The sequence below is a fragment of the Pseudarthrobacter sp. PS3-L1 genome, assembly GCF_030063285.1.
In the GTDB taxonomy this organism is placed as follows: domain Bacteria; phylum Actinomycetota; class Actinomycetes; order Actinomycetales; family Micrococcaceae; genus Arthrobacter.
Genome location: NZ_JASISU010000001.1, coordinates 250,667 through 262,702, shown reverse-complemented (window position 1 = coordinate 262,702; position 12,036 = coordinate 250,667). Strand labels below are relative to the sequence as shown.

The following is a 12,036-nucleotide window of genomic DNA, read 5'->3' as shown; positions in this document are numbered from 1 at the left end:
ACTAAGGTCAGCGCAACCCCATGGCAGTGCGCACTTCCTCAAGAATGTGGTGCATGGCTTCTTCTGCGGCATGCGCATCCCCACCAGCCACCGCAGCGGCCACGTCCTCATGGGCCTGCAGCGCCTCGGCCCTCGGCCTGAAAGGCATCAGGCCCTGTCTGGTCCGGCTGGTGAGGACTTCTGCCACCATGGCATCCAGGGCCCGGAACATCTCGTTACCGCAACTGCGCAGCAGGAGTTGATGAAACTCAATATCCACTGCCAGGAACGCCTCAAGATCGCCTGCTTCGCCGAGTCTTCGCAGCGACTGCGATAGCGCCACGAGCCGGCGCCGTTCCGCCGCCCCTGCCCGCCGTGCAGCGCCTGCCGCAGCGATGGGTTCAACAGCAATGCGCAGCTCGGTGAGGTTGGCATACTGGTCCGCCCGCGATGCTGACGCGAGCCGCCACCGGATGACCTTGGGGTCATAGACGTTCCACGCATCGGGTGCCTGGACCACAATTCCCACCCGGCGGCGTGAGAAGACGAGGTTCATCGATTCCAGGACCCGCATGGTGTCCCGTGCAAGGGTGCGCGAGATGCCGTGATCCTGCTGGATCTGTTCAAGCGTGAGCCGCTCGCCGGCCTTGAGGTCACCGGAGATGATCTGCTGTCCAATCAGTTCCAGGACCCTCAGATGCAGGGCCTGTAAACCAGGATCGGGAAGTGCATCTTGCTCATCTGTCGACGGCGACATTCTTTTGCCTCCTAGGCGCTCACACATGCCCAACTGTAAAGGAAATGGAGGCATAGGTATGACCAGTCAGAGTGCATTTCACCGAGATGACCGTGAGCTGAAGCACAAAAGATACTACCAATGAAGCTCAATGGTGCTATCTTATTCTCACGGGATTCCGACGCTAGCGTCCATCCCAGCCAATGACGTCTGCTGCGGAGGTAGAACAATGAAGTCTGCTGCCACTCACCTTGTGGTGATGGGTGTTGCCGGATCTGGTAAGTCCACCCTTGCCGAGTCGCTCTCGCACCGCCTCGAATGGCCCATGGCCGAAGCGGATGAATTTCATCCAGCTGCCAACATCGCCAAAATGAACAGTGGAACTCCACTTGACGACAACGACCGGTGGCCCTGGCTGCACGCCATCCGCGACTGGATGACAGCACAGGCGAGCGAGGGGAACAGCACCGTCCTCACCTGTTCTGCCCTCAAGCACAGCTATCGTGACTTGCTGTCCGGTGCCGCCGGGAACGTCGTCTTTGTCCATCTGGACGGCAGCGCTGAGCTTCTGGGGGATCGCATTGGAAACCGCAAGGGCCACTTCATGCCGCCCACGCTTCTGCCCAGCCAGCTTGCAACCCTGGAACCCCTCACTGCCAGCGAACTGGACAGCGGAAGCTTACGACTCGACATCGCCAAGAGTCCCGATCAACTCCTTGACGAGGTCATCAGCACGCTGCACCTGATGTAAGCGACACCACACCCCAGACTTACTGGCGCCATACTGCTGCGGATACCGCGGCAGTACCGCCGCACCCCACCACCGGATTCAAAGGAGAACCATGACAATCGAAGGCTGGACCCAGACACTGGGCGCCGGACCGCTGCTGCTGATCGCTGGCGCAGCCATTGCAGTCCTACTGTTCCTGATCATCAAACTCAAGACCCACGCACTGTTGGCACTGATCCTCATCAGCCTAGGAACGGCGTTTGCCACAGGTATCCCGGCAAACCAGATTGTTCCCGTCCTGGTCAGTGGCTTCGGCACCACGCTGGGGACAGTAGCGCTCCTGGTTGCCCTGGGTGCAATGCTTGGCCGCCTCGTCGAAACAAGTGGTGGTGCCAAGGTCCTGGCGGAGAAGATGATTGATGTCTTCGGCGAAAAGCGCGCACCCCTAGCACTGGGCGTGGCTTCCCTGATTTTCGGTTTCCCGATCTTCTTCGACGCCGGGCTGATCGTTATGCTCCCCGTCGTCTTCGCTGTGGCGAACCGGCTGGGTGGCGGCGTCCTGCGCTACGGGCTCCCCGCAGCTGGCGCCTTCTCCGTGATGCATATCTTCCTGCCGCCACACCCGGGGCCAGTCTCGGCTGCGGCGTTCTTTGATGCGAACATTGGCCTGGTCCTGATTGTCGGCCTCATCGCAGCCATCCCCACCTGGTACGTCACCTCGTACCTGTTCGGACTGTGGATCGGGAAAAAGATTGTCCTCCCCGTTCCGGCCCTGCTGGGCAAGGCGAATGAAGAAGCGGAGACCAACCCACCCCGCTTCGGCACCATTGTGGGCCTCCTGCTCCTTCCCATGGTGTTGATCTTCATGAATACCGGTCTCAATACGGCTGCATCAGCTGGCGCACTCCCGGGGACGGTCAAGGACGAAACCTGGTTCCAGGTTCTGCGGACCCTGGGCGAAACGCCTGTGGCACTGTTAATCTCCGTCCTCGTTGCGATGTATGTGCTGGGCCGCAGGCGCGGTACAAGCAGCGGCGCATTGAACAACCTTCTGGAATCGGCACTCGGCCCCGTCTGCTCCGTCATTCTCATCACGGGCGCTGGCGGGATGTTCGGCGGTGTCCTGCGAACATCCGGGATTGGCGCAGCGCTGGCGGATGTCCTGGGCGACGCCGGGATCCCCCTCATTCTTGCCGGTTTCCTCATTGCGGCCATCCTCCGCATCGCGCAGGGTTCCGCAACTGTGGCACTGACGACGACGGCGGGCCTGATTGCGCCTGCAGTCGCATTGGCAGGAATCAACGGTGTTCAGGTTGCCGCTGTTGTCATTGCCGTTGCCGCTGGCTCCGTGGTGGTGTCCCATGTCAACGACTCGGGATTCTGGTTGGTGGGCCGCTTCTTCGGGATGGATGTCAAAACCACTCTGGCAACGTGGACAGTTCTGGAAACACTCATTGGCGTCATGGGCTTCGGGATTGCGGCGGCGGTCTTCGGGTTGGCTGCCCTGATGGGCTAAGACTGCCCCCGGGCGGGACTGGTCCGCCGAGGTAAGGGTCAGTCGGTGCTCCGACGACGGCGCCACCACCTGCCCTTTGGGCGTTCCGGCTCGGGTTCCCCAGGGGGAACCCGAGTCGCTTTGCGTTCAACCCACCGTTGCAGTTCAGCCGGTACATCGCGTGTTCTTGTCACGACGGGCGGACCACCCTGGAGCTGCCGCCGGGCATCAACAACACGGGCGTTAAAATCCTCAAGGATATCCCGGACCTGCTTCTGCGTGAACTGCGCATCAAGCCTCTGTTCCAACTGGGCATCCTCGGTCCGGAGCAGGATAGCTTTCGGACCCAGCCCGCTGAGATCCTCTCGCTGCAGGAGGCCTTTGAGCCACCAGTCGGGATCGTGGACATCCGCTAGTCCAGGAATGGGCTTGCCAGCGTACTTGAGATTGTCGAACTTGCCTTGCGCCATGGCGTCGCGGACCAGGTAATCGGCACGGGCGGCGTCTCCAAAAGCCTTCTTCTTGGACCGCTCCCTGGCCTCGGCGGCTGCCAGTTCAGCCTCCTCCTCGACAGGGATGCCAGCACCCCGGGAGGACCGCGCCCCGGCAGCCCGCTCCACCCGCTTCCGGAAATTAGATCCGCCCGCCACAATCATCACACCCTGTCTCTTCGGGACTTTCCCACAGTATTGAACAGGGCGCGGGCACCAATCAACAGGGGGCCCACAATGGCGCTGGCGGGTGCACCGGAAATATTGGGCCGCCAGCGGAGGTTAGGCAATATATGACAACAATCGGAATCATCGGTGCAGGACACATTGGCAGCCAGGTAGCACGCAAGGCGGTGCAGCTGGGGTATGACGTGGTCATCAGCAACTCGCGGGGTCCAGAAACCCTGACGGATCTCGTTACGGAGTTGGGACCCAAGGCCCGGGCAGCAACCTCAGTCGACGCTGCTGGTGCTGGCGACTTCGTGGTTGTCACAGTCCCCCTGAAAAACGTGAAGGACGTTCCCGTCGAGCCACTGGCTGGAAAAATCGTGATTGACACAAACAACTACTACTTCGAGCGTGACGGCAGGATCGCTGCGCTCGACAATGGCGAAACCACAACGGCCCAGATGCTGCAGGCACACCTCCCCTCCTCGATTGTGGCCAAGGGCTTCAACCACATAACGGCCGCCGACATCACCACGGAAGGCACACCGGCGGGGACCGAAAATCGACGTGCGCTTGCAACAGCCAGCGACTCCACTGAGGGTTCGGACCTGGTCACGCGGCTCTACGACGAGTTCGGTTTCGATACGGTCAACATCGGCCAGCTGGCTGAAAGTTGGCGCGTAGAGCGCGACCGCCCCGCCTATGGAGCAGTCCAGAATGCGACAGAGCTCAGGGACAACCTGGCCAAGGCGCCCCGCACAGTCTAAAAGCGGCTACCCGCCCCCAGTCCCGCCGTCTCCAGCACCACGACGGCGGGACTTTCGTGTCTGCCCTGCTGGATCAACTGACATTCCATCCGGTCAGCGCCGGGGACTAGCCTCCTGTTGTGCTAGACGAGTCCGCTCTCGTAGGCTGCAATCGCCAACTGCGCCCGGTCATGGGCGTGTAGTTTTGCCATGATCCGGTTCACGTGGGTCTTGGCTGTGGATGTGAAAATGACCAGCTGGCCCGCAATCTCGGTAGTCGAAAGACCGCGCGCCACCACAACGGGCACTTACCGTTCCCGCTCCGTCAGGTGATGCAGCCCCGGTACGGGAGCAGGCCTGGCACGTCCGGCCTGAGCTCGCGTACGCGCTCGACGGCGTCCAGGCCGTCGAGCGCCTCACCTACAACAGTGATTCCTTATGCACTCGACATGAGCGCACCACCTGCGGCGCGAATCAGGGGCTGGTCATCAGCCAACAGGACAGTGGGACTCACTGTCCGCCCGCCCGGTCGGAGGTCCTCGGATTTCCAGGCTGAGCCAGGCCCCGCTGGGTCGTCCCGTCCTTTCCGGCATCAGGCAAGTGTGCCTTCAGGCGAAACGACAGGGGCCCACTGTGGCCGCTGTGCACGGTACCCCGGACGGACTCAACCCGCTCTTTGACACCCTGGAGACCATGCCCAGGTGCCGCTGCGTCACCTCCAGTCCTGTTGCCCGGAAGTCATCCAGGAGCTCCTGAAGCTGTCCGAGGTTTCCCGGTGGAGCCAGCCAGACCCCATCAGGGCCCTCCGCAGTTCCACGCAGCATGGCCAGAAGGTCGCCAATTTCACTCATAACGGTGCGCGCTGCAGATCGGATGGTCAGCAGTGGGCGCTCGGCGGCGTCAGGTCTGGCAGCGAGCGCTGCTGACGCGACCCCGGCATGAAGGTTGATCACGGCAATCTGGTGGGCGACGACGTCGTGCAGATCCCTTGCAATCCTCAAGCGCTCTTCAGCCACCCGGCGTCGTGCAACAGATTCCCGAGTCTCCCCGGCGCGGAGGGCCCGTTCCGTGACGGCCGCAACATACGCCTGGTGCGAACGGGTCGCAGCCAGAGGATGACTGCAACAGTCACTGCCGTAACCGAATCCGGACTCAGCGGTGGCACTAACGCCATTCCCAATACAGCGCTCACTGACAGCCTTGCCGCAGCCCAGGGGTAGGGCCTGAGCGAGGAAGCCGCCAGCAGTTATGCCTCGGCAACTGTGCGTTTCGATGCAGCGCATTCGACCCCTGACCAGGTCACGGCCCTTCAGGATCGGCTGAGCTTGGCCGGTTACACTTCCACGACAGTGGCGGATCAGCTGGGTACGTTCAAGTCCGTCATCGATGCGATTGTGCTGGTGCTCAACGCTTTCGCCATCATCGCACTGCTTGCAGCCGGCTTCGGCATCGTCAACACACTGCTGATGTCTGTTCAGGAACGGACCCGCGAAATCGGGCTCATGAAGGCCATGGGCATGGGCAGCGGGAGGATTTTCGGACTTTTCAGCTTCGAGGCAGTGTTCATAGGATTCCTCGGCAGCGCAATCGGCGTTGGTATCGGCATGATTGCCGGGACCCTTGTTGGAAACGCCCTGGGGAGCTCGCTGTTCGCCGATCTCTCCGGCCTGACCCTGATCGCCTTCGATCCGGCGTCCGTGGCCGCCATCATCCTTATTGTCATGGCCATTGCGCCGCTTGCGGGCACGTTGCCCGCAGCACGTGCTGCCAGGGCTGACCCCATCGAGTCGCTGCGCTACGAGTAGGACAGCCCGCACCGTCCGAAGCATCGTCCATCTGTTTTAAGCGCCTGGCGCATTACATGCGATTGACTGCGTGCACCGGCGCCTCACACCTAGAGTGGAGTGCTGGGGAATATCGCTGCACCATCGAGGAGGGCACCATATGACTGCCATGGAAGTACCCGAAAATACCCGCACAGCCCTTGTTGTGGGAGCGAGTGGAATCGCGGGCTCAGCCCTGGTTTCCCAGCTCTCCACCGAGGGCTGGAATGTGCTGGCCCTGTCGCGGAGGGACACCGGTCAGGTCGGAGCACGCCATATCGCCGCGGACCTGACCTCGGCGAAGAGCCTGGCAGAGGCTCTGGCTGGCGAGCGCCCTACCCACGTCTTCTTCACGGCCTGGCTCCGGCAGGATACGGAGCAGGAAAACATTGACGTGAACGCTGGAATGCTGCGTAACCTGCTGGCCGCCCTCAAGGATGCGCCAGTTGAACACGTGGCGTTGATGACGGGCCTGAAACACTATCTCGGGCCCTTCGAGGCCTATGCGGCAGGCGAAATGCCTGACACTCCGTTCCACGAGGAAGAGCCCCGCCTGGACGTAGACAATTTTTACTACGCCCAGGAGGACGTCCTCTGGGAAGCTGCCGCAGCGCAGGGATTTACTTGGTCTGTCCATCGCGCCCATACTGTGATCGGACACGCAGTGGGCAACGCCATGAACATGGGACTCACGCTCGCCGCGCAGGCCGCAATCTGCCGCGAACTGGAGATCCCCTTTATCTTCCCGGGCTCAGAAACACAGTGGAACTCTCTGGTTGACATGACGGACAGCGGGCTCCTGGCTGACCACATGATCTGGGCCGCGACCACACCGGGCGCTGCTGACGAGGCCTACAACATAGTTAACGGCGACGTTTTCCGGTGGCGATGGATGTGGCCGCGTCTGGCTGCGTACTTCGGTGTGGAGGCCGTGGGATTCGAAGGCAAACCCCGCCCGCTGGAAGAGCAGATGGCTGGCATGGAGGGCGTGTGGGCCACTATCTCCGAGAAGCACGGGTTGGCTGAAGCCGATCTTTCCCGCATTGCGTCCTGGTGGCACACCGACGGTGACTTGGGCCGCGACATTGAAGTTGTTGCAGACATGGGCAAGAGTCGCATCGCCGGATTCTCCGGGTTTCGGCGCACAGAGGATGCCTTCACCGACCTCTTTGCCCGGTACAGCCAGGATCGCCTGGTTCCTTGAACTGACGCCCTGTCACTTGCCAGCTAGCCCCGGTGCAACCGTGGAGGTTGCACCGGGGACCCTTGCTGCCCTACGAGATCGGCGAAGAAGTTGGCTCAGGCAGAAACGGGGTATGACTCGAGGATGTAATCGGCAGCGGCGGGTCCGGTCATGGTCAGCGAGTTTTCACCCGGTGCGATCCCCCGTTCCCCGAGTGCTACCCACAAAGCATCCTCGGTAAGGGAATCCACCCGGCTGATGGTGCACCAGCTGATGTAGAGCCCGTAGAGCTGATCTGCGCCCAGCCCGGTCACAATGAGCGGGCTGCGTGTGGTCGCCTCGACCAGGAACGCGCCTACATGATTCGCCGCGCTGCCCCCGTGCACTCCTTCCGGCCAGAGATGCGGATGATCAAGCATCAGAAAGCACCAGCCGCTTTCCCCCGGAGCCCCAGGATCCGCACGGCATCTGTGAGGTTGGCGTTGATGGTGGAGAGGGGGAGCGCCAATTTCCTGGCAATCTCAGCGCCGGTAAGCCCTGCAAGGTAGGCACAGTGCAATGCCTCATGCTGAACGGCCGACAGCCCGGCAGCAGTGTGCGTCGGAATTGTCGCAACAGCGGTTTCCACGCCAGCATTGTTAGCCGGGGCCTCCCGCGAGCGCAAGAACTTTACTGCTGTCCGCTGGGCTATGGTCCTCAGCCAGGCGGACGCGCTCCCTTGGCCTGCGTTGAAGAGCGAGGCATCCCGCCAGACAGAGAGGTAGGCGTCCCTCGTGGCATCTTCGCTAAGTTGGCGATCCACCACCACGCCGTGCACAAAGCCGTACACTTCCGTGGCGGTTCTGCTGTAGAAATCGCTGAAAGCATCCTGATCGCCACGGGCAATTCTCATAAGGAGGGAGGAGAGGTCCGGAGACGGTCCCCTTCCGGTGACGCCAGTGCCGAGAGCCATGATGCAGATCCATTCGGTGGAGTGCGAGAACGTTCGTTCTCATCATGTGCTTTACAGTAGAGGTAGATCGTTATGCATGCAACTGAATTCGGGAAGAACGGCTTATGACACAGCGGCAAACGGGACACAGCCCGGCGCCAGCCCACCCCCAGCCATCCCGCGCCCGCCCTGTCGCCGACAGTGCAAGATCCGACATCCTCGCCGCTGCCGCAGTCCTTTTTTATGCTCGGGGTTTCACGGCAGTAGGCATGGATGACTTGCGTACCGAGGCAAACGTGTCGCTCCGGCGCCTTTATCAGCTTTTCCCCTCCAAGGACCTCCTCATTGAGGAGGTCCTTGGGATATGGCGCGATGCCTGGAGTTCAGGGATAGATGCCCAGGTACAGGCTGCCGCAGATCCTCGCCAAAGGCTTTTGGCAGTGTATGACTTCCTTGCTGGCTGGTTCACCTCAGAAGGATTCCGCGGTTGCGCATTCATCAACTCGTTCGGCGAGGTGGGTGGCGCGTCAGGGCGGATCACCACCATCGTCCGTGAACAGAAGAAGCACTTCCAGGATTACCTGGCAGACCTGGCCACAGAATTGGGAGCACCCCCCGGCCTGGCACCACAGCTTGCCATTCTTGCGGAGGGAGCCATTACGACGGCGGCCATTGCGGCAAGTTCCGAACCTGCGCGGCAGGCGCGTGCCGCGGCAGAAGTGCTGATCGGGGTAGCGCTGTCCCCCGCTGCCCGGGACTGACCGGACCTGGGCCCAAAACCTGGCCGCTGCCGTCGTCGTGACTACCGGGATCTGGTATTGCGGCTAGTCCGCCGTGGCATCCAAGGTACGGAGACACCAATTTTTGACGCCGTGCCGAAGCCCCAGGGGGAAACGTGGGTATAGCCAAGCCGTGAAGCCCATCAGCCTGGTGAACCGCCGCTGACGTCGGGCGCTCCACGGTAGCCCGAAACTCTGGCGAAGCTGCGCAGGCAGGAGGCCTGCGGTCACGAACCGGGCGACGGGCATGCTCATTCTCAACCACACGGGGCCACTGTTCAGATACAGCAGATCCCGAGCCACCAGCTGTACCTCCGGAACGACGTCCAGTGCACCAACGCTGCGATCCCAATACGCCTGGAATGCGGGGCGATCCCTGGGCCACATCCCGGACGGGAGCTGCAGTGCAGTGCCAATCTTCTCGTACTCGAGATATACGCGGTCAGCCGATTCGTCGTCGAGCGTTCCGTAGACCTTCTGGTACACCATGACGGCTGTTTCATAGAGGGTGGCTACCACCCATAATTGTGCCTGCGCATCAAAGGCGCTGTAGCCGCGGGTCTCTGCAGTTGCCTCCCGATGGACCGGCGCGTGGGCTCTATTAACAATCCGACGGACCTTCCGGCATTGCTCGTCAGTGCCGTACACCACTCCGTAGACATAGGTAAGGGTGCCGCGAAGCCGATCCAGTGGACGCTCAGCGAAGTTACTGTGTTCCGCAACGCCCAACCCAACGGCGGGGTTGGCGATCTGCAGCAGAATTGCCCGCCCAGCGCCAGCCAACAGCACGCTCTCAGCGCCAATATCAACCAGTCCACGAACCATGCCCATACCATACCCGAGCCTGACGCGCACCACCTGGGCAGTTGGGATGCGTGCGGTGTGGGGAACTGCAGGCGAACACCAAGCGACCACACGGGCACCTACCTGTCAGAATGACCTCATGGAAATAGCCCTCGGCCTCTTGGTGATTGTTGCGGTAGTGTGCGCGGGCAGTGCCCTGGGACGAAAACTGAACATTTCAGTGCCCCTGCTTCTTGTACTCGCAGGAATTGCCGGCTCTTTCCTGCCGTTCATCCCTGAAATCGAGCTCAACCCGGAGCTGGTCCTGATCGGGCTTCTTCCACCGCTGCTCTACGCGGCAGCATTCCGGACGTCGCTGTTTGATTTCAGGTCGAACATCCGCAACATCGGCCTTTTGTCGGTAGGCTACGTGATCTTCGGAACTCTCGCGATCGGTATCGTGGTGTCCTGGCTTTTCCCCGAAATTCCGCTGGCCGCTGCAATAGCCCTGGGTGCGGTGGTGGCACCGCCTGATGCCGTGGCAGCCACGTCCATCGCCCGGAAAGTGGGTATGCCCCGCCGGGTTGTCAGCATCCTGGAGGGCGAATCCCTGGTCAATGACGCTACGGCCCTCGTTTGCCTCCGCGCCGCAATCGCAGCCATTGCCGGCTCGGTATCCGCCATGGACATTGCTGGTGGTTTTCTCGTCGCGGCCGGCGGTGGGCTGGTGGTGGGACTCGCGGTGGCCTTTATCCTGACAGCGGTCCGCCAGCGGATCCGGAACGTGGCCATCAATACCTCGACCTCGCTCATGGCACCGTTTGTCGCTTTCCTGCCAGCGGAGGCGATTCACGCGTCAGGGGTACTCGCCGTCGTCGTAACTGGCCTGGTCATGGGCACCAAAGCACCTTCCATGCCGAATGGTGCAGCACGGCAGAGCGCCCGCAGCAACTGGGACACTGTCCAGTTCCTGCTTGAAAACTCAGTCTTTCTCCTGATCGGGCTCCAGGTGCGGACCATCATTGAGGGCGTCCAGGATGATTCGCTAGGCGCTGGCCGCGTCTGGCTCGGGTGCCTTATCATCCTCGTCGCAGTCCTGGTCCTGCGGCCCATCTGGGTCTTCCCGGCCACCTACCTACCACGGCTCTTCCCGGCAGTGCGGCGGGCTGATCCGGAACCCTCATGGCAGGCTGCTGCGATCGTGTCCTGGGCTGGAATGCGAGGTGTGGTCACGCTGGCGGCCGTCCTCACTCTGCCTGCCGATCTGGAGCACCGAAACGTCTTGATCCTTGCCGCCCTGGTGGTGGTCGCTGGGACGCTGGGGCTGCAGGGGTTCACGCTTCCCCTGCTGGTCAGGTTCCTCGGGGTGCAGGGTCCAGACAGGCGCGAGGACGCACTCAACCAAGCCTCACTGATGCAGCTCGCAACAGCTGCCGGCGTTGAACGGTTGCAGGATATCCAGCTCGAAACCGATCCACCCGAGGTGATGGACATGCTCAGGCGGCGGACCCAGGAACGGGGCCTGGCTGCCTGGGAGCGTCTGGGACGTCCGACGGCGGACGCCGCGACTCCCAGCCAACGCTATGCACAGCTGCGGATGGCCATGCTGGAAGCCGAACGGGCCAAGGTTCTGGAGCTGCGGCGAGGTGGGGATTTTGCCCATGAGGTACTCACGGAAGTCTTGGAACGCCTGGATGTCGAAGAATCCATGCTGGATGCGTCACTGGATGAACTGGACCCACGCGATGGCGGGGGCGGCGAAGGCCTGTCCCAACCCGGTGGAACGTGTGACCATCTGGTGGCTGCCGAAGGCCATGACGTTCCAGAGAATCCGGCCTGCCTCGACTGTGCGCAGGAAGGGACCGATCCTGTGCACCTGAGGATGTGCCTGAGCTGCGGGAACGTGGGCTGCTGCGATTCATCGGTGGGGCTCCATGCCACCCGGCACTTCAGGGAAACAGGGCACCCGGTGATGCGCAGTGTGGAGCCGGGAGAAGAATGGCGCTGGTGCTACATCGACGACCTGCTGGGCTGAGGCAGCCCTGCCCGGCCGCCCGGACGTGATGGCCGGAGCTGATGGCCCAGGCAGCAACCACACACTGCACCAGAATAGATGGGCACTTCTGGACTAATTGTTGAACAATCCATTGTTGTAGGGCATGATGAATCCATGCAACTTGAGGCGGAGATCA

The 12,036-nt window shown here is 61.9% G+C and carries 14 protein-coding genes; 7 read left to right on the top strand and 7 right to left on the bottom strand.

Features of this window, described 5'->3' with window-relative positions:
- Window positions 1–7 precede the first annotated feature (7 nt).
- Window positions 8–736 carry a FadR/GntR family transcriptional regulator gene (locus QMG79_RS01255; protein ID WP_283536756.1) on the bottom strand — a complete coding sequence of 243 codons (729 nt, stop codon included), beginning with the start codon at window positions 734–736 and terminating at the stop codon, window positions 8–10.
- A 208-nt stretch (window positions 737–944) separates the two neighbouring features.
- Between QMG79_RS01255 and QMG79_RS01250 the strand changes: the two genes are divergently transcribed.
- The gene (locus QMG79_RS01250; protein ID WP_283536755.1) at window positions 945–1,466 is read left to right on the top strand and encodes a gluconokinase; all 522 of its coding nucleotides are present in this window, start codon (window positions 945–947) and stop codon (window positions 1,464–1,466) included.
- A 91-nt stretch (window positions 1,467–1,557) separates the two neighbouring features.
- Entirely contained in the window at window positions 1,558–2,961 is a 1,404-nt protein-coding gene (locus QMG79_RS01245; RefSeq protein WP_283536754.1) for a GntP family permease, read from the top strand.
- 38 nt (window positions 2,962–2,999) lie between these two features.
- Here the strand turns inward: QMG79_RS01245 and QMG79_RS01240 are convergent, their stop codons facing one another.
- Complete coding sequence (locus tag QMG79_RS01240; protein ID WP_283537324.1) at window positions 3,000–3,596, bottom strand: DnaJ family domain-containing protein; 597 nt, start codon at window positions 3,594–3,596, stop codon at window positions 3,000–3,002.
- A 128-nt stretch (window positions 3,597–3,724) separates the two neighbouring features.
- On the opposite strand from QMG79_RS01240, the gene QMG79_RS01235 reads away from it, so the two are divergent.
- Window positions 3,725–4,366, top strand: a complete 642-nt coding sequence (locus QMG79_RS01235; protein ID WP_283536753.1) for an NADPH-dependent F420 reductase — start codon at window positions 3,725–3,727, stop codon at window positions 4,364–4,366.
- 122 nt (window positions 4,367–4,488) lie between these two features.
- Here the strand turns inward: QMG79_RS01235 and QMG79_RS01230 are convergent, their stop codons facing one another.
- Both QMG79_RS01230 and QMG79_RS01225 read right to left on the bottom strand, forming a co-directional pair.
- Window positions 4,489–4,653: a response regulator transcription factor gene (locus QMG79_RS01230; RefSeq protein ID WP_283536752.1), complete on the bottom strand. Its 165-nt coding sequence runs from the start codon at window positions 4,651–4,653 to the stop codon at window positions 4,489–4,491.
- A gap of 300 nt (window positions 4,654–4,953) precedes the next feature.
- Window positions 4,954–5,346: a histidine kinase gene (locus QMG79_RS01225; protein WP_283536751.1), complete on the bottom strand. Its 393-nt coding sequence runs from the start codon at window positions 5,344–5,346 to the stop codon at window positions 4,954–4,956.
- Window positions 5,347–5,670: 324 nt separating this feature from the next.
- Between QMG79_RS01225 and QMG79_RS01220 the strand changes: the two genes are divergently transcribed.
- Together QMG79_RS01220 and QMG79_RS01215 are read left to right on the top strand one after the other, a co-directional pair.
- A complete protein-coding gene (locus tag QMG79_RS01220) occupies window positions 5,671–6,150 on the top strand; it encodes an ABC transporter permease (protein ID WP_283536750.1) in 480 nt (159 codons plus the stop codon).
- Window positions 6,151–6,289: 139 nt separating this feature from the next.
- Entirely contained in the window at window positions 6,290–7,372 is a 1,083-nt protein-coding gene (locus QMG79_RS01215; protein ID WP_502934683.1) for an SDR family oxidoreductase, read from the top strand.
- Between the two features lie 95 nt (window positions 7,373–7,467).
- Here the strand turns inward: QMG79_RS01215 and QMG79_RS01210 are convergent, their stop codons facing one another.
- Entirely contained in the window at window positions 7,468–7,770 is a 303-nt protein-coding gene (locus QMG79_RS01210) for a hypothetical protein (protein ID WP_283536749.1), read from the bottom strand.
- Window positions 7,770–8,303: a sigma factor gene (locus tag QMG79_RS01205; protein WP_283536748.1), complete on the bottom strand. Its 534-nt coding sequence runs from the start codon at window positions 8,301–8,303 to the stop codon at window positions 7,770–7,772. The genes QMG79_RS01210 and QMG79_RS01205 overlap by 1 nt, the downstream gene beginning before the upstream one ends.
- A 104-nt stretch (window positions 8,304–8,407) precedes the next feature.
- On the opposite strand from QMG79_RS01205, the gene QMG79_RS01200 reads away from it, so the two are divergent.
- Window positions 8,408–9,043, top strand: a complete 636-nt coding sequence (locus QMG79_RS01200; RefSeq protein ID WP_283536747.1) for a TetR/AcrR family transcriptional regulator — start codon at window positions 8,408–8,410, stop codon at window positions 9,041–9,043.
- Window positions 9,044–9,106: 63 nt separating this feature from the next.
- Here the strand turns inward: QMG79_RS01200 and QMG79_RS01195 are convergent, their stop codons facing one another.
- The gene (locus QMG79_RS01195; protein WP_283536746.1) at window positions 9,107–9,886 is read right to left on the bottom strand and encodes an oxygenase MpaB family protein; all 780 of its coding nucleotides are present in this window, start codon (window positions 9,884–9,886) and stop codon (window positions 9,107–9,109) included.
- Between the two features lie 118 nt (window positions 9,887–10,004).
- Between QMG79_RS01195 and QMG79_RS01190 the strand changes: the two genes are divergently transcribed.
- A complete protein-coding gene (locus QMG79_RS01190) occupies window positions 10,005–11,879 on the top strand; it encodes a Na+/H+ antiporter (protein WP_283536745.1) in 1,875 nt (624 codons plus the stop codon).
- The last annotated feature ends 157 nt before the right edge of the window (window positions 11,880–12,036 follow it).